The sequence below is a fragment of the Streptomyces mutabilis genome (assembly GCF_046628145.1).
Lineage (GTDB): Bacteria > Actinomycetota > Actinomycetes > Streptomycetales > Streptomycetaceae > Streptomyces > Streptomyces mutabilis.
Genome location: NZ_CP176874.1, coordinates 1,079,433 through 1,096,162, shown reverse-complemented (window position 1 = coordinate 1,096,162; position 16,730 = coordinate 1,079,433). Strand labels below are relative to the sequence as shown.

At 72.5% G+C, this 16,730-nt stretch carries 16 protein-coding genes; 6 read left to right on the top strand and 10 right to left on the bottom strand.

Annotation, left to right across the window (positions count from 1 at the left end; genetic code table 11):
- Nucleotides 1-38 precede the first annotated feature (38 nt).
- The gene (locus ACLIN4_RS04625) at nt 39-833 is read left to right on the top strand and encodes a metal-dependent hydrolase (RefSeq protein ID WP_100044883.1); all 795 of its coding nucleotides are present in this window, start codon (nt 39-41) and stop codon (nt 831-833) included.
- 74 nt (nt 834-907) lie between these two features.
- On the opposite strand, the gene ACLIN4_RS04620 is transcribed toward ACLIN4_RS04625, so the two are convergent.
- The 4 genes from ACLIN4_RS04620 to ACLIN4_RS04605 all read right to left on the bottom strand — a co-directional run bounded on the left by ACLIN4_RS04620 (nt 908) and on the right by ACLIN4_RS04605 (nt 5,932).
- On the bottom strand, nt 908-1,183 hold the full coding sequence (locus ACLIN4_RS04620; protein WP_107477543.1) for a type B 50S ribosomal protein L31: 276 nt from the start codon (nt 1,181-1,183) through the stop codon (nt 908-910).
- A 60-nt stretch (nt 1,184-1,243) separates the two neighbouring features.
- Nucleotides 1,244-1,714 (bottom strand): DUF5709 domain-containing protein, encoded by a 471-nt coding sequence (locus ACLIN4_RS04615; RefSeq protein ID WP_100044885.1) that lies wholly within the window; start codon nt 1,712-1,714, stop codon nt 1,244-1,246.
- 529 nt (nt 1,715-2,243) lie between these two features.
- Nucleotides 2,244-4,025, bottom strand: a complete 1,782-nt coding sequence (locus tag ACLIN4_RS04610) for an ABC transporter ATP-binding protein (protein ID WP_107477542.1) — start codon at nt 4,023-4,025, stop codon at nt 2,244-2,246.
- A complete protein-coding gene (locus ACLIN4_RS04605; RefSeq protein WP_289907751.1) occupies nt 4,022-5,932 on the bottom strand; it encodes an ABC transporter transmembrane domain-containing protein in 1,911 nt (636 codons plus the stop codon). The genes ACLIN4_RS04610 and ACLIN4_RS04605 overlap by 4 nt, the downstream gene beginning before the upstream one ends.
- 182 nt (nt 5,933-6,114) lie before the next feature.
- Between ACLIN4_RS04605 and ACLIN4_RS04600 the strand changes: the two genes are divergently transcribed.
- Nucleotides 6,115-6,864 (top strand): hypothetical protein, encoded by a 750-nt coding sequence (locus ACLIN4_RS04600; protein WP_307653174.1) that lies wholly within the window; start codon nt 6,115-6,117, stop codon nt 6,862-6,864.
- Nucleotides 6,865-6,878: 14 nt separating this feature from the next.
- On the opposite strand, the gene ACLIN4_RS04595 is transcribed toward ACLIN4_RS04600, so the two are convergent.
- A complete protein-coding gene (locus ACLIN4_RS04595) occupies nt 6,879-7,340 on the bottom strand; it encodes a MarR family winged helix-turn-helix transcriptional regulator (RefSeq protein WP_100044889.1) in 462 nt (153 codons plus the stop codon).
- A gap of 145 nt (nt 7,341-7,485) precedes the next feature.
- Here ACLIN4_RS04595 and ACLIN4_RS04590 point away from each other — a divergent pair, with 145 nt between their 5' ends.
- Together ACLIN4_RS04590 and mltG are read left to right on the top strand one after the other, a co-directional pair.
- Complete coding sequence (locus tag ACLIN4_RS04590; protein WP_107477539.1) at nt 7,486-9,288, top strand: ABC transporter ATP-binding protein; 1,803 nt, start codon at nt 7,486-7,488, stop codon at nt 9,286-9,288.
- 43 nt (nt 9,289-9,331) lie between these two features.
- A complete protein-coding gene (gene mltG / locus ACLIN4_RS04585; RefSeq protein ID WP_290012299.1) occupies nt 9,332-10,198 on the top strand; it encodes an endolytic transglycosylase MltG in 867 nt (288 codons plus the stop codon).
- A gap of 13 nt (nt 10,199-10,211) precedes the next feature.
- Here the strand turns inward: mltG and ACLIN4_RS04580 are convergent, their stop codons facing one another.
- Nucleotides 10,212-11,291: an NAD(P)-binding domain-containing protein gene (locus tag ACLIN4_RS04580; RefSeq protein ID WP_381939907.1), complete on the bottom strand. Its 1,080-nt coding sequence runs from the start codon at nt 11,289-11,291 to the stop codon at nt 10,212-10,214.
- Nucleotides 11,292-11,346: 55 nt separating this feature from the next.
- Here ACLIN4_RS04580 and ACLIN4_RS04575 point away from each other — a divergent pair, with 55 nt between their 5' ends.
- Complete coding sequence (locus ACLIN4_RS04575) at nt 11,347-11,772, top strand: YjbQ family protein (protein ID WP_107477537.1); 426 nt, start codon at nt 11,347-11,349, stop codon at nt 11,770-11,772.
- 77 nt (nt 11,773-11,849) lie between these two features.
- Here ACLIN4_RS04575 and ACLIN4_RS04570 read toward each other — a convergent pair whose 3' ends face one another.
- From ACLIN4_RS04570 to ACLIN4_RS04555, 4 genes are read right to left on the bottom strand one after another with little or no spacing between them, the layout of a single operon-like run.
- Complete coding sequence (locus ACLIN4_RS04570; RefSeq protein WP_073731250.1) at nt 11,850-12,173, bottom strand: putative quinol monooxygenase; 324 nt, start codon at nt 12,171-12,173, stop codon at nt 11,850-11,852.
- A gap of 40 nt (nt 12,174-12,213) precedes the next feature.
- Nucleotides 12,214-13,251: an NAD(P)-dependent alcohol dehydrogenase gene (locus ACLIN4_RS04565; protein WP_411575523.1), complete on the bottom strand. Its 1,038-nt coding sequence runs from the start codon at nt 13,249-13,251 to the stop codon at nt 12,214-12,216.
- Nucleotides 13,248-14,027: an iron-sulfur cluster assembly protein gene (locus ACLIN4_RS04560; RefSeq protein ID WP_381939904.1), complete on the bottom strand. Its 780-nt coding sequence runs from the start codon at nt 14,025-14,027 to the stop codon at nt 13,248-13,250. Before ACLIN4_RS04560 ends, ACLIN4_RS04565 begins: the two co-directional genes overlap by 4 nt.
- A 1-nt stretch (nt 14,028) precedes the next feature.
- Nucleotides 14,029-15,027, bottom strand: a complete 999-nt coding sequence (locus ACLIN4_RS04555; RefSeq protein ID WP_411575522.1) for an amidohydrolase family protein — start codon at nt 15,025-15,027, stop codon at nt 14,029-14,031.
- Nucleotides 15,028-15,196: 169 nt separating this feature from the next.
- On the opposite strand from ACLIN4_RS04555, the gene ACLIN4_RS04550 reads away from it, so the two are divergent.
- Nucleotides 15,197-16,696 carry a GAF domain-containing protein gene (locus ACLIN4_RS04550; RefSeq protein ID WP_411575521.1) on the top strand — a complete coding sequence of 500 codons (1,500 nt, stop codon included), beginning with the start codon at nt 15,197-15,199 and terminating at the stop codon, nt 16,694-16,696.
- The last annotated feature ends 34 nt before the right edge of the window (nt 16,697-16,730 follow it).

Sequence of the window (16,730 nt, the reverse complement as noted above, 5' to 3'; positions counted from 1 at the left end):
TGCACAGCGGAACACGAGGAATGGGGCGGGCAACGGCGATGATGGGACCAGCACACTCACTGTCGGGCGCAGCGGCGTGGCTCGGCGTCGGAGCGGCGACCGCCGCGGCCGGGCAGCCGATGCCCTGGCCGGTGCTGCTCGCCGGAGCGCTGATCTGTGCCGGAGCCGCGCTCGCCCCGGATCTCGACCACAAGGCGGCCACCATCTCCCGGGCCTTCGGGCCGGTCTCACGTGGGCTGTGCGAGATCGTGGACAAGCTGTCCTACGCCGTCTACAAGGCCACGAAGAAGCAGGGCGACCCGCGCCGCTCCGGCGGCCACCGGACGCTGACCCACACCTGGCTGTGGGCGGTCCTGATCGGCGGCGGCACCTCGGTGCTGGCCATCACGGGCGGCCGCTGGGCCGTGCTGGCGATCCTCTTCGTGCACATGGTGCTCGCCATCGAGGGCCTGCTCTGGCGGGCGACCCGCGGGTCCAGCAGCGACGTGTTGGTCTGGTTGCTGGCGGGGACCAGCGCGTGGATTCTCGCCGGAATACTGGACAAGCCGGACGGCGGTTCGGACTGGCTGTTCACCGCACCGGGCCAGGAGTACCTGTGGCTGGGGCTGCCGATCGTGCTCGGCGCGCTGGTGCACGACATCGGGGACGCGCTGACCGTCTCGGGCTGCCCCATACTCTGGCCGATACCGGTGGGCCGCAAGCGCTGGTACCCCATCGGCCCGCCGAAGGCCATGCGGTTCCGGGCGGGCAGCTGGGTCGAGCTGAAGGTGCTGATGCCGGCGTTCATGCTCCTCGGCGGAGTGGGCGGCGCGGCGGCGCTCAACTTCATCTGAAGCCCACCGAACCCCCTGTTCCCGTGCCGGTGCCGGTGCCCCGGCCGAAGCGCGGGCTCGGTGGCAGGGTTCCCTCAGCCGTTACCGCCGGCGCCCTGCCCCTCGCCTCCGCCACCGTAGCGTCGCTCGAAGCGGGCGACGCGCCCCTCGGAGTCCACCGTCCGAGCCTTGCCCGTGTAGAAGGGGTGGCTCTCGGAGGAGATCTCCACATCCACCACCGGGTAGGTCTCGCCGTCGTCCCACGCGATCGTCTGGTCACTGGTGGCGGTGGACCGGGTGAGGAATGCGTACCCGGCGCTGCGGTCACGGAAGACGACGGGCCGGTACTCCGGGTGCTTGTCCTGCTGCATGGCTGCTCCTCGTACGGCGCGGATGATGGGGGCGACGGCGGAACACCGTCGCGGGTGACGTCAGCCGGGCAGGGAATCCTCGTCGACCACGTGCATCGCGGCCTCCTCGGCGGAGGCGGCGGCACCGTCGATGCCCACGTCCATGGCGACCAGAGCGGGCTCCTCGTCCTCGTGCGCCCCCTCGTCGGGGGCCACGAGCCGACCGGAACGATCCGTGCCGACCTCGTTGTCCAGCAGTTCCCCGTCGGTGCCGTCCGAATCGCCCAGTCCGTCGCCGTCGGGAGCGAGCACGTCCGGCCGCTCCTCGGACAGCCGCTGATCCAGCGTCTCGCCCCGGTGCCGTTCGGCGGCCGTCACGCCGGTGTGTTCCACCGCCCAGGGGCGTTCGGGCGGGGACCAGCCGCGGTCGAGGGGGTCGTCCACGCCGTCGTACTCGAGGGTGTCCTCGCCGTCGAGCAGCCCGGTGTCCTCGCGCTGCTCGGATCCGTCGGGCTGGTAGACGTCATCTCCCCATCCACCGACGCTGTTCACGGGTACCTCCAGGGGGTGAGGCCGAACCCCTTCTCGCCGTGGTCCGCGGCGGGCCGCCGCTGCACGGGGCACAGGCGTCACCCCTCGCGGAACCGTACGGTTCCCGGGGCCACCCCGAGCCGGTGCCTCCTCCCAGCCTTCCACTCCCGTTCGGGAGCGCGCAACGGCACGGCCGTCGACCGGGTCCCCGGCGCCCATACCGCGCCGGGCCGGTCACGGCCGGGGGAGGCGCCCCCGACGGGCGCCCGATTCCGCCGGCCGAGCACCGTTCCGCTCCGGCCGGGCACGGGCGACGCCCACCGTCCGCGACGGCCCGCACACGGCCCGCCTGGGCACCGTCCGCGGCCGGTCCGTGCTCTGCCCGCCCGGGCACCGTTCGCCGACGACACACACTCGGCCCGTCCGCGCACCGGCCGCGCCCGTCCGGACCGGAGGTGAACCGTGCACGCCCTACCCCAGTCGCCCCAGCCGGCCACCGCACGGGTGCGGCGGGAACCAGCGGCCCGCCCGGTGCCGGGCGGTGTCGTTGTCACCCGTGCCACGACCGCCACAGCGCCGCGTACGCGCCGTCCGTCGCCACCAGCTCGTCGTGGCTGCCCAGCTCGCTGATCCGTCCGTCCTCGACGACGGCGATGACGTCCGCGTCGTGGGCGGTGTGCAGACGGTGGGCGATCGCGATAACCGTGCGGCCGTCCAGGACCCGCGCCAGGGAGCGTTCGAGGTGACGGGCCGCTCTCGGGTCGAGCAACGACGTCGCCTCGTCCAGCACCAGCGTGTGCGGGTCGGCCAGCACCAGGCGGGCCAGCGCGATCTGCTGGGCCTGGGCCGGGGTCAGCGCGAAGCCGCCCGAGCCGACCTCGGTGTCCAGGCCCTCGTCGAGGGCCCGGGACCAGTCGTCCGCGTCGACCGCGCCCAACGCCGCCCACAGCTCGGCGTCGGTGGCGCCGGCCCGGGCGAGGCGGAGGTTATCGCGCAGGGAACCCACGAAGACGTGGTGCTCCTGGTTGACGAGGGCGACGTGCGAGCGGACGCGCTCGGCGGACATCCGGGACAGTTCCGCGCCGCCCAGGGTGATCCGGCCGTCGCGGGGACCGTAGATGCCGGCCAGCAGCCTGCCCAGCGTCGACTTGCCGGCCCCGGAGGGACCGACCAGCGCGAGCCTCGTGCCGGGGGCCACCTCCAGCGACACCTTCCGCAGGACGTCAACGCCCTCGAGGTAGCCGAAGTGCACGCGGTCGGCGTGCACGTGCCGGCCGTCGGGGGCGAGAGAGGCGTCACCGGCGTCCGGCTCGATGTCCCGCACACCCACCAGCCGGGCCAGGGAAACCTGGGCCACCTGCAGCTCGTCGTACCAGCGCAGGATGATGCCGACCGGGTCGACGAGCATCTGCGCGATCAGCGCCGCCGTGGTCAGCTGACCGACCCCGATCCAGCCCTGCAGGACGAACACCCCGCCGATCATCAGAACGGAGGCGAGCACGGTCACATGGGTGACGTTGATGACCGGGAAGAGCACCGAGCGCAGCCACAGCGTGTAGCGCTCCCAGGCCGTCCACTCCTTGATCCGGCGTTCCGACAGCTCGATGCGGCGGGCGTCCAGCCGGTGGGCCTCGACGGTGCGCCCGGCGTCCACGGTCTCCGCGAGCGCGGCGGCCACGGCGGCGTACCCCGCGGCCTCCGAGCGGTAGGCGGAGGGCGCCCGGCGGAAGTACCAGCGGCAGCCGATCACCAGCAGTGGCACCGCGAGCAGGACCGCGGGCGCCAGCGGCGGGGCCGTGACCACGAGGCCGCCGAGCAGCAGCACCACCCAGACCGCGCCGATCGCCAGCTGGGGCACGGCCTCGCGCATGGCGTTGGCGAGCCGGTCGATGTCCGTCGTGATCCGGGAGAGCAGGTCACCGGTGCCGGCCCGCTCCAGGACGCCCGGCGGCAGCCCGACCGACCGCACCAGGAAGTCCTCGCGCAGATCGGCCAGCATCCGCTCCCCGAGCATGGCCCCGCGCAGCCGCACCTCCCGGACGAACAGGGCCTGGACGACGAGCGCCAGCACGAACAGCGTGGCCGTGAGGCCGAGATGCAGCTCGCGGGCGCCGTCCGACACCCGTTCCACGAGCCCGCCCAGCAGGTAGGGGCCGGCCATCGAGGCGATCACCGCGACGGTGTTGACGGTGACCAGGAAGACGAACGCGCGGCGGTGCCGGCGCAGCAGTTCTCCCGCGTAGGCGCGTACGGTCGCGGGCGCGCCGACGGGCAGGGTGCTCGCCGTCGTCGGGGCCGCCGGGTCGTACGACGGTGGCGCGACGCCGATCATGCCGTCTCCTCGATCTCTTCCAGTCGGTGCAGTACGTCGTCGTCGCCGAGAACGTCGCCGTCCGGGGCCGTCCGGCCGCGGTCCACGGTCAGGCCGCCGTTCGGGGACCGCCGGTCGTCGGGGGCCTTCGCCCGCCCGTCTCCGGCCTGGCTCGCCTCCCGGTGTGCCGCGGTCTCCTCGTCGGTCTCCCGGGTCACCACCGCCCGGTACCGGGGCTCGGTGTGCAGCAGCTCCCGGTGGGCGCCGACCGCCGCGACCTTCCCGTCGTGCAGGAACACGATCCGGTCCGCTCGGTCGAGCAGCAGCGGCGACGAGGTGAAGACCACCGTGGTGCGTCCGGCGCGCAGGGACCGTACGCCCTCGGCGATCCGTGCCTCGGTGTGGGAGTCCACGGCGGAGGTCGGTTCGTCCAGCACCAGCGCTTCCGGGTCCGTGATCAGGGACCGGGCCAGGGCGAGCCGCTGGCGCTGCCCGCCCGAGAGGGAGCGGGCCCGTTCGGTGATGCGGGCGTCCATCGGGTCGTCCGCGCCGACCGACCCCTGCACCAGCGCCGCCAGCACGTCGCCGCACTGGGCCGCCGCCAGCGCGTCCCGGGCGTCGACCGCTCCGGAGGCGGGTACGTCCAGCAGTTCGCGCAGCGTGCCGGAGAGCAGCACCGGGTCCTTGTCCTGGACCAGGACGGCGGTGCGCGCGGACTCCAGCGGCAGCTCGTCGAGCGGCACGCCGCCCAGCAGGGCGGAGGTGCCCTGCTCCGAGGGGTGTCCGCCGAGCCGTTCCGCCAGGCGCCCGGCCGCGTCCGGGTCGCCGCACACCACGGCGGTGAAGCGGCCGGCCGGGGCGAGGAGCCCCGTGTCCGGGTCGTACAGGTCTCCGGCCGGGGTTTCGGCGGCGCGCGATCCAGCGGTGTCGGTGGCCCGCTCCAGTGCCAGCACCCGTGCGGCCCGTTTGGCGGAGGGCCGAGAGAAGGAGTACGCCATGGCGATCTCCTCGAAGTGGCGGAGCGGGTAAGTGAGGATCATGACGGAGCTGTAGACGGTGACGAGTTCACCGACGCCGATGCGGCCCTCGCGGGCCAGGTGGACGCCGTGCCAGACCACCGCGATCAGCAGCAGTCCCGGCAGCAGGACCTGGATCGCGGAGATCAGGGACCACATGCGGGCGCTGCGCACGGCAGCGTGGCGCACCTCCTGGGAGGCATCGCGGTAGCGGTCGAGGAACAGTTCCTCGCCGCCGATGCCGCGCAGCACCCGCAGCCCGGCGACGGTGTCCGAGGCGAGTTCGGTGGCGCGGCCGGCCTTCTCGCGCTGGACGTCGGCCCGCCGGGTGGCCCGGGGGAGGAGGGGCAGCACCGCGAGGGCCAGCACCGGCAGGCCCAGAACCACGACGACGCCGAGGGCCGGCTCGTAGACGACGAGGGCCGCGCAGACCAGCACGATGGTGAGCGCCGCCGCCGTGAAGCGGGAGACGGCCTCCACGAACCAGCCGATCTTCTCGACGTCGCCGGTGGAGACGGCCACCACCTCACCGGCCGCGACGCGACGGGTCAGGGCCGAGCCGAGCAGGGCGGTCTTGCGGGCCAGGAGTTGCTGGACGCGGGCCGCGGCAGTGATCCAGTTGGTGACGGCGGCGCGGTGCAGGAAGGTGTCACCGACCGCGTTGCCGGCGCAGCACAGCGCCATGAGGCCACCCGCGACGGCGAGCCCGGCGCCGGAGCCGTCGACGACGGCCTGGATGGCGAGACCGACGCAGAACGGCAGTGCGGAGACGGAGGCGAAGTGCAGCAGGCCCCAGGCCAGCGACTTGAGTTGTCCACCCAGCTGGTTCCGGAAAAGCCACCACAGGAATCGGGGCCCGGAGCGTGCGTCCGGCACGCCCGGGTCGGGAAACGGAAGGTCTTGGATCTGCATGACGTCCCAGTGGCTCGTGTCAGGGAGTGCCGTTGACCACGGCATGAAGAAGCTGCAAACCGTGACAGGTTCGCGTCGCGCCATGCCCAAAATCAAGCGGTTTTCCGCGGTGGGGTACGAATCCGGCTACCGCCCGCCGGCCGCCTTCCCGGCCGGGCCGGCACGGGTGCGACCATGGACCGATGCGGAGTGGTGCTGCACGGCGTACGGCGGTCGCGACGGCGGCCCTTGGACTCTTCCTGACGACGTTGTCCGCCTGCGGCGGCCCGTCCGGGCACGGCGCGACGGACCCGGCGGGCGGGCGGCCCTCCGTGAGCCGCAGCGGCCCCACGGCCGACCCGACACGGATCCCCGGCGTCGGCGACCGGCTCCAGCGGCGCATACCCGCCGATTCCCGCCAGGTCGTGGCGGTGTACGGCGAGGGCAGGGACTCCGCCGACTCCACGGTCGTGCTGTACACGAAGCAGGGCTCCGCCTGGCACCGCGACCGCGGTTGGGCGGCGCACAACGGCAAGAAGGGATGGACGACCGACCATCACGAGAACGACAAGCGGAGCCCGGTCGGCGTCTTCACCCTCAGCGACGCGGGCGGCGTCCTCCCGGATCCGGACCCGGCTCCCGGCGCCGGTCTCCCGTACACCCGGTCGGACGCCTTCGCGGCACCGCGGTGGTGGGACAGGTCCTACTGGCACGACTTCGACTACGTGATCGCCATCGACTACAACCGGGTCAAGGGCACCCCTCCGAACGACCCGACCCGCCCCGAGGGCGCGTCCAAGGGCGGGAGCATCTGGCTGCACATGGACCACGGCAGCGGCACGTCGGCCTGCGTCAGCCTGCCCGAGCGGGGGATGGAGTACCTGCTGCGCACACTCGACCCGGACCTGCACCCCGTGGTGGTCATGGGAGACCGGGCGCACCTCCGGGCCTGAACGTGCGCCCTGCGTCACGGGGCCCGGTCGCCCCGTTCGGCCGTGGGACCGTCGACGAGGGTGTCCAGGAGCCCGCCGAGCACCGTGCGCTGACCGTCCGTCAGCGGCGCGAGGATCTCCTCCGCGGCCGCGCGGCGCCCCGCGTGCAGTTCGCGCAGGGCGGCGCGCCCGTCGTCGGTGAGCTCGATCCGGATCACCCGTCGGTTGTCGGGATCCGGCACCCGGCGTACCTTCCCGGCCGCCTCCAGCCCGTCGACCAGCGTCGTCACGGCGCGGGGCACGACCTCCAGGCGTTCGGCGAGGTCGGCCATGCGGGGCGGCGAGGCGTAGTGCGCCAGGGTGCGCAGCAGCCGGGACTGGGCCGGTGTGATGCCCAGGTCGCGGTGCTCGAGATGGCGTTTCTGAATCCGGTGCACCCGGCGGGTGAGGCGCAGCAACTGCTCGGCGAGCAGGCCGTCGGGATCGGGGGCGGTCATGCGGGAACAATATCAGGACAAGGTTCATTGTGAGTATAGGTAACAATGAGCTATGGTCCGTGAGGCCGGTGCGTCCGTGCGGTACGGACGCCGACCGGCAGGCCCGGGCGTCGCCACCGCCCCCTCCCGACCTCCGTAGGAGCCCATGCATCCCGATCGCGAATCCGCCTGGCAGGCACCCGCCGACGCGAAGGAACAGCCTCGGCAGGTGCGTCGCATCCTGAGACTCTTCCGCCCCTACCGCGGCCGTCTCGCGGTCGTCGGACTGCTCGTCGGCGCCGCGTCGCTGGTCTCGGTCGCCACCCCCTTCCTGCTGAAGGAGATCCTCGACGTAGCGATCCCCGAGGGGCGCACCGGCCTGCTGAGCCTGCTGGCCCTCGGCATGATCCTCGGCGCCGTCCTCACCAGTGTCTTCGGAGTGCTGCAGACGCTGATCTCCACGACCGTGGGCCAGCGGGTCATGCACGACCTGCGCACCGCCGTCTACGGCCGGCTCCAGCAGATGTCCCTCGCCTTCTTCACCCGCACCCGCACCGGCGAGGTCCAGTCCCGCATCGCCAACGACATCGGCGGCATGCAGGCCACCGTCACCTCCACGGCGACCTCCCTGGTCTCCAACCTCACCAGCGTGGTCGCCACGATCGCCGCCATGGTCGTCCTCGACTGGCGCCTGACCGTCGTCTCGCTGCTCCTCCTCCCGGTGTTCGTGTGGATCAGCCGCCGCGTCGGCAGGGAGCGCAGGAAGATCACCACCCGGCGCCAGAAGCAGATGGCCGCGATGGCCGCCACGGTCACCGAGTCGCTCTCCGTCAGCGGCATCCTGCTCGGCCGCACCATGGGCCGCTCCGACTCGCTCACCCGGGCCTTCGCCGACGAGTCCGAGGGCCTGGTCGACCTGGAGGTGCGGTCGAACATGGCGGGCCGCTGGCGGATGGCCGTCATCACGATCGTCATGGCCGCCATGCCGGCCGTCATCTACTGGACCGCGGGCATCGCCCTCCAGCTCGGCGGCCCCGACGTCTCGCTCGGCACGATCGTCGCCTTCGTCTCGCTCCAGCAGGGGCTGTTCCGCCCGACCGTGAGCCTGCTGTCGACCGGCGTCCAGATCCAGACCTCGCTCGCGCTGTTCCAGCGCATCTTCGAATACCTCGACCTGCCGGTCGACATCACCGAGCGGGAGGACCCCGTCCACCTGGACCACGTCAAGGGCGAGGTCCGCTTCGAGGACGTCGAGTTCCGCTACGACGGCAAGGGCGGCCCGGTCCTCGACGGCATCACCGTCACCGTCCCCGCCGGCAGCAGCCTCGCCGTCGTCGGCCCGACCGGCGCGGGCAAGTCCACTCTCGGCCACCTGGTGCCGCGGCTGTACGACGTGACCGGCGGCCGGGTCACGCTGGACGGCGTGGACGTGCGCGACCTCGACTTCGACACCCTCGCCCGCGCGGTCGGCGTCGTCTCGCAGGAGACGTACCTCTTCCACGCCTCGGTCGCCGAGAACCTGCGCTTCGCCAAGCCGGACGCCACCGACGCGGAGCTGGAGGAAGCCGCGCGGGCGGCGCAGATCCACGACCACATCGCGGCCCTGCCGGACGGTTACGACACGGTCGTGGGCGAACGCGGACACCGGTTCTCCGGTGGTGAGAAGCAGCGCCTGGCCATCGCCCGGACCATCCTGCGCGACCCGCCCGTCCTGGTGCTCGACGAGGCGACCAGCGCCCTGGACACCCGAACCGAGGCCGCCGTGCAGGACGCCATCGACGCGCTCTCCGCCGACCGCACCACGATCACCATCGCCCACCGGCTGTCCACCGTCCGGGACGCCGACCGCATCGTGGTCCTCGACTCCGGGCGCCTGGCGGAACAGGGCACGCACGAGGAACTGCTGGAGCGGGACGGACGATACGCGGCACTGGTCCGAAGGGACGCCCGACTGGAGCCGACAAGGTGACGATATGCCAGGTTTGTGTGCTTATAGGGGTTACCGTGCCCGCATGCAGACGAACACTCCGCCACGCGGCGCGAGAGGCACCAGGAGAAGGATCCGACTGACGCGCCGGGGCCGCATCGCCCTGATCGCGACCGGCGCCGTCGTGGCCGGCACCGCCGTGGCGGTGCCGCTGCTGATGACGGACGACGAGGGGGAGTCCCGCCCCACGTCCCTCGTGATCCCGGAGGGCCGACGGGCGACCCAGGTCTACGCCACCATCGACAAGACCCTCGCCCTGCCCGCGGGCACCACCAAGAAGTCGCTGGCCAAGGCCGAGCTCGAACTTCCCAACGACGCCGAGGGCAACCCCGAGGGCTACCTCTTCCCGGCGACCTACCCGCTCGGCGAGAACCCGACGCCCGAGAAGCTGCTGACGGCCATGGTCGACGCGGCGAACAAGAAGTTCACCGGCGCCCCCGTCGCCGCCGGCGCCCAGCGCAACGCGCTCAACGTCTACCAGGCGGTCACCATCGCCAGCATCGTGCAGGCGGAGGCAGCCACCAAGGAGGACATGGGCAAGGTGGCCCGGGTGATCTTCAACCGGCTGGAGCGCGGGATGCCGCTCCAGATGGACTCCACCATCAACTACGCCCTGGGCCGCTCCACCCTGAAGACCACCACCGACGACACCAAGATCGACAGCCCCTACAACTCGTACCAGCGCATGGGACTGCCGCCCACACCCATCGCCAACCCGGGCGAGGACGCGATGCACGCCGCGATCAACCCGACGCCGGGCGACTGGCTGTACTTCGTCACCGTCAAACCGGGCGACACCCGCTTCACCGCCGACTACGCCGAGCACCAGCGCAACGTCGCCGAGTTCAACCGCGTCGGGCAGAGCGCTTCCGGCGAGACGCGGGACAAGTGACCCCGGCGGGGCGTCACGCGGCGACCGGCTCCTCCTCGGCCAGCAGCCGCCTGATGTCCCGTACCGCCGCGCGTCCCGCCCGGTTGGCGCCGATGGTGCTGGCCGACGGTCCGTAGCCGACGAGATGGATGCGCGGGTCGGCGACGGCGCGCGTCCCCTCGACCCGGATCCCGCCACCCGCCTCGCGCAGCCGCAGCGGCGCCAGATGGTCGATGGCCGCCCGGAAACCGGTCGCCCAGAGGATCACGTCGGCGGCCACCCGCCGTCCGTAGGCCCACTCCACGCCCTCCTCGGTGATCCGGTCGAACATGGGCAGGCGGTCCAGCACTCCGGACTCCAGCCCCGCCCGGATCGCGTCGTTCAGCGGCAGCCCGGTCACCGACACCACGCTCTTCGGCGGCAGCCCCTGCCGCACCCGCTCCTCCACGAGCGCCACCGCGGCCCGGCCCGCCTCCTCGTCGAAGGGACCCTCCCGGAAGACGGGCGGCCGCCTGGTCACCCAGGTGGTGGCAGCCGCGTACGGGGCCAGCTCCAGCAAGTGCTGCGTCCCCGAGGCACCCCCGCCCACCACGACCACGCGCTGCCCGGCGAACTCCTCGGGACCGGCGTACTGCGCGGTGTGCAGCTGCCGCCCGCGGAAGGTCTCCTGCCCCGGGTAGCGCGGCCAGAAGGGGCGGTCCCAGGTGCCGGTCGCGTTGATCAGCGCCCGCGTCGACCAGGTCCCGGCGGACGTCTCGACGAGCAGCCGCCCGCCCGTCCCCTCGCGCACCGCGCGGACGTCGACGGGCCGCCGCACCCGCAGGTCGAAGGTCCTCTCGTACGCCGCGAAGTACTCGCCGATCACCTCGGCGGACGGCCGCGCCGGATCCGCTCCGGTCAGTTCCATGCCGGGCAGCGCGTGCATGCCGTGCACCTTGCCGTACGTCAGCGACGGCCAGCGGAACTGCCAGGCGCCGCCCGGCTCGGGGGAGTGGTCCAGCACCACGAAGTCGCGCTCCGGCTCGAACCCGGTGCGCCGCAGGTGATGGGCGGCGGCGAGACCCGCCTGGCCCGCACCGATGACGACGACCTCGACCTCACGTATGTCGTTCACGCTTCCACCAACGGCGGAGCGAGCCCCGATCTTCCCCCGGTGTCAGGATGGGGGCATGCCAGATGCTGCCTTCACCACCCGAGTTCTGAACCTCGCCACCGGCTCGGCGGAGCGGGTCGCCGACATCACGGGCGACTGCGAGTCCTTCCTGCGCGAAGCGGCGGCCGGCCGCGACGGCCTCCTCAACGTCTTCGTCCCGCACGCCACCGCCGGTATCGCCATCATCGAGACGGGCGCCGGCAGCGACGACGACCTGCTGGCCGCCCTGCACACCCTGCTGCCCGCCGACGACCGCTGGCAGCACCGCCACGGCAGCCCCGGCCACGGCCGCGACCACGTCCTGCCCGCCTTCGTACCGCCGCACGCGACGCTCCCCGTGATCGGCGGCCGTCTGGAGCTGGGGACCTGGCAGTCGGTGTGCCTGGTGGACACCAACAGGGACAACCCCGACCGCCGGGTCCGGCTGAGCTTCCTCGGCTGACGGCGGCCCTCGCGCCCGGGCCGGCGAGGCGGCCCGCCGGCCCGGCCCGCGAGAGCCGTCCCGACGGGCTCCGGGTCCTACTCGACCGCCATCTCACCCAGCTCCGACCAGCCGTCCTGGTCGAGCGTCGTGTTCACGATGCGGGGCGTGCGGGCCAGGTACCGCGGCAGCTTCTCCTGCGCCGCCCGGAAGTGCGCCGACTGGACGTGCGCGGCGCCGGCCTCGTCGTCGCGGAAGGCCTCCACCAGGACGTACTCGGACGGGTCGTCGAGGCTGCGGGACCAGTCGAACCAGAGGCAGCCCGGTTCCTCACGGGTGGCCCGGGTGAACTCGCCGGAGATCTCCGGCCACTGGTCCGCGTGTTCCGGCAGTACCTGGAACTTCGCCGTAATGAAGATCATGACGTTCGCTTTCTGTGATGGCGGACCGGGTGTCTTCCGGTCACGGCACGAGGACGGCGCGCCCGCGGACCCGTCCGGCGTCCAGGTCCGCCAGCGCGTCCTGGAACCGGTCGAGCGGGTACGTCGCCGTGTGCAGCCTTACCCGGCCCTGCGCCGCGAGCACCATCAGCTCGCACAGGTCGGTGTAGCTGCCAACGAGATTACCGATGAAGTTGATCTCGGACGAAATGACGTCGATCGTCGGGACGTCGATGTTCTCCCCGTATCCGACGACGTGGTAGTCGCCGGCCCGGCGCAGCATGCGGACGCCGTCGCGGGTGGCGCCCCCCTCGCCGACGAAGTCGACGACGACCTCCGCGCCGTGGCCGCCGGTCAGCTCCAGCACCTCTTCGACGTGGTCGCCGTCGGCGACGACGCCCTGGTCGGCGCCGATGGACCGGGCCAGCTTCACCGCCTCCGGGTTGCGGTCGACGACGACGAGCTCGGCGGCGGTGAGGGCCTTCAGGACCTGGATGCCGATGTGGCCGAGGCCGCCCGCGCCGATGACCACGCACCGGTCACCGGGCCGCAGCCGCCGCGCCGCCTTGGCCGCCGCGTGGTAGGCGGTCAGCCCCGCGTCGGCCAGGGCCGCGACGTCGGCCGGTTCGAGGGAGTCGTCGAGGCGCACCACGCTGCGCGCGGACGTTCTGAGGTACTCGGCGTATCCGCCGGCGGTGTCGATGCCGGGGAACAGCGACTGCTCGCAGTGGACGTCGTCGCCGGCCCGGCAGGTCCGGCACAGTCCGCAGGTCATCAGCGGGTGGACGATGACCTTGTCGCCCTCGGCGACGCTCGTGACGGCGCTGCCGACGGCGTGCACCCAGCCCGCGTTCTCGTGCCCGATGGTGTACGGCAGGCGCACGCCGGACTTCTCGGCCCACTGCCCTTCCAGGATGTGCAGGTCCGTCCGGCACACCCCGGCGCCGCCGATCCGCACGATCACGTCGTGCGGGCCGGACACCTCGGGGGCGGGCACCTCGGCCATGCGGATGTTGTCGAGCGGGTGGTCGCCGTACCCGACGACCTGGACTGCCATCATGCGATGTTCTCCCTGATCGTCGTCCGGTGGGCGGCGGGGCCGGCGCCCTCCGGGTTCCCTTCGTCGCGGGATCGAGGCGCCTGGTCGGCGGCGGAGTCGGGGTAGCGGGTGCGCAGCAGCCCGCGGCAGAAGTGCGCGTTGCCGTCGATCGAGATGCGCACCGACCGGGCGAACCGCAGGCGCAGCGGGATCTCCCCGGGCGGGAACGGGCGGCCGTCGTCGTCCACGAGAGCCGGCTCCGTGCGCCCGGTGCCGAGCCCGAGCGCGGCGCGGCGGCGCAGCAGCGCCCGGGTGGCGGCGGTGTCCGGCAGGTCGCCCAGCACCACCTCGCCGAGTCGTTCCTCGGCCAGGTCGGGCCGGGCGCGCAGCAGTGCCGTGAGCGCCCGTTCCATGGCGGCCGTGTGGGCCTTGCGGCGGAAGATCCCCCGCAGTTCCTCCAAATCCCGCTCCGCCTCGTGGCCGAAGGTGCCGCGGTATCCGGCGTCGGCCGCCAGGCCCCGGTTGATCAGGTCGGAGTCGTGGTGGTCGTCGAGCAGGACGGTGACCTCGCGGGCTCCGGGCAGTGCCGTGAGGGCGTCCTTGGCGTCGGAGGCCATGAGGTAGGCGAAGTTCGGGGAGCAGAACGACGTCGGCAGCCGCAGGTGCACCGTGATCCGGCCGTCGTCGGCGGTCAGCGAGCGGACGAACCCGAGGTCGGTGATGGGCTCGTCCAGCTCGGGGTCGTACACGGCGTCGAGTGCGCAGAGCGCAGCCGCCCGAAGTTGCGCGGCCCACATGTCAGACCACCGCCGGCGCGGGCAGCCGGCCCTCGGCGGGCACGTCGATGCCGTACATGGCGGCCGCGTTCAGGCCGAGTATCTTCTTCTTCTGCGCGACCGTGAGCTGCGGGTACTCGTCCATGTCCGCCGGTATCCGGAAATCGACGAACCGCTCGACGAGCCACTTGGGCGTCCACAGCGCGTAGTCGCTGGAGAACTGGATGCGGTCCTCGCCCAGCCAGTAGATCAACTCCCCGATGATCTGCGCGAAGTAGCGGGGCCGGCTGTGGATGAACGGGATCGCGACGGCGAGCCCGGCGTGCACGTTGGGCTCCTGGGTGGCGATCCAGCAGAAGTCCTCCAGCCGGGGCAGGCCGCAGTGCTCGACCACGAAGTTCAGGTCGGTGAAGTCGGTGGCGGCCTTGTCGACGTCGGCCACGTCGAAGGCGTCCCGGTCCAGCGGGCGGATGGTGGGGCCCTTGTGGATGTGGATGTTCCTGATGCCCAGCTCCCGGCACGCCTCCAGGTAGCGGTAGGTCCACGGGTCGTCGAGCCTGTAGCCGCGGGAGTCGCCCTGCCACTCGGCGGTGTAGAGCTTGACGCCCTTCAGGCCGAAGCGCGCGGCGTCCTCGCGCAGCTGCTTGAGGCCCGCCTCCTCCAAGCGCGGGTCGAAGCAGTGGTTGTAGGTCAGTTTGCCGGGGTGCTTGCGGGTGAGGGCGAACGCCTCCTCGGTCTGCCCGAAGCCGGTGCCGTAGAACGCGCCGAGCCGGGCGGGCTGGAAGATCGCGTGGTCGACGTACCCGTCGACGAAGAGGTCCTTCATCAGCCGCTCGCCGCCGTAGTAGAGGAACTCCTCGTACGGCCACACCTCGGACTCGGGGCTGAGGTTGCGGTGGTAGTCGTAGAAGCAGTCGATGAACTGCTTCCCGTGGATGTTGCGCTGGTTGTCGGGCCGTGCGTCCCAGAGGGCTACGTGCGCGTCCACGATGAAGTAGTTCTCGCCGTCCTTGCGGTACATGGCGTCCCTTCCATCTCGTCGGCAGCTTGTGGAGCACCGTAGGAAGCGGGGGAGAGGCGGCGGCAGCCGTCGGGTGTCTCACTTTGAGACATCCGGACCGGCGGGATCCGGACCGGTGGGCAGTAGCGTGGCACGCGTCGACGCAACGACGCGTCCCGCGGAGGTCGAAGTGGACAACGCGCACACGGACGTCTCCCTCGCGGCCGGCGGCGAGGCCGTCGCGCTCCCCGTGCGCCTGCGGGCGTCGTGGCGGCGCAGCGAGACGTACGGACTGACGCCGGAGGAGATGCGGCCCGTCTTCACCGGCTCGGTGGACACCGGATCACTGCTGTACGAGTGCGGTCACGAGGTACTGAAAGGGCTGCGCGCCACCCTGGCGAACGAGCCGGTCAGCATGATGATCACCGACCACGAGGGCCTGGTGCTGTGCCGGCTCAGCGACGACGCCTCGATCGACCGCTCCCTGGACCGCGTGCACCTGGCGCCCGGCTTCTACTTCGCCGAGTCCAACGCCGGCACCAACGGGCTCGGTCTCGCCCTCGCCGACCGCGCCCCGTCGCTGGTGCGGGCCGAGGAGCACTTCTGCACCGGACTGCGCGGCTACACCTGTGCCGCGGCGCCGGTCCTCGATCCGGTCACCGGGCAGGTCGCCGGCACCGTCAACCTCACGACCTGGTCGGACTCCTCCTCTCAGCTCCTGCTGGCGCTGGCCCAGGCGACCGCCGGGAGCACCACGGCACTGATGCTGGCGCGCGGATCGGGCCGCCGGGTCCGTCCCCTGCCGCGCGGCGAGGTCTTCCGGGTCTACGCCGACGGCACCGAGGGCTACGACGACGCCGAGCGTCCCCTGTCCGCGGCCTGGCGGCAGTGCCTGGGGACGGCCCGCGCCGCGCTGGCCGAAGGACGCGTGGTGGCGGTCGTCGGCGAGCCCGGCGCGGGCCGGACGGCACTGGTCTCGGCGGCACGCAGGCCGGCCGCGCCACGGGAGCGGGTCCTGTCCGCGCGGCCCCCGGCGCCGGACGGCATCCGGGCCTGGCTGTCGCTGTGGACCCCGGAACTGGCCAAGGACGACACCTGCGTCATCGTCTCCCGGGTGGACACGCTGCCCGCGTGGGCCGCCGCGGAGCTGGCCGGGCTGTTCACCCGGGTCCGCCGCACGGGCGAGGACGCACGCCCCCGCATGCAGCCGTTCGCGCTGACCGCGTCGGACTGGTCCGCGATCCCGCCCGAGCTGACCCCGCTCGTGGACACCGTGATCGAGGTGCCGCCCCTGCGGAACCGCCCGGACGACGTGATGCCGCTGGCCCGGCACTTCGCGCGCCGCCACCGGGGCCACGAAGTGACCTTCACACCGGGCGCCGTACGGGCTCTGACCTCGTACGAGTGGCCGGAGAACGTACGCCAGCTGAGGCGTGTGGTGCGCGCGGCGGCGTCCCGGGCTGACCTGGTGGACGCCCGGCACCTGCCGGCGGAGGTCTTCACCGGCGCCCGGTGCCGGCTGAGCCGCCTCCAGGAACTGGAACGCGACGAGATCGTGCGCTGCCTGACCGAGCCCGGCACCACGATGGCGGAGGTGGCGGAACGCCTGGGCATGAGCCGTGCCACGCTCTACCGCAAGACGGCCCGGTACGGCATCGACGTACCGGGCCGCGGCGTCAGCCGTGCCTGATCCCACGGGCCGCCGGACGGGCCGGCCGCAGTGG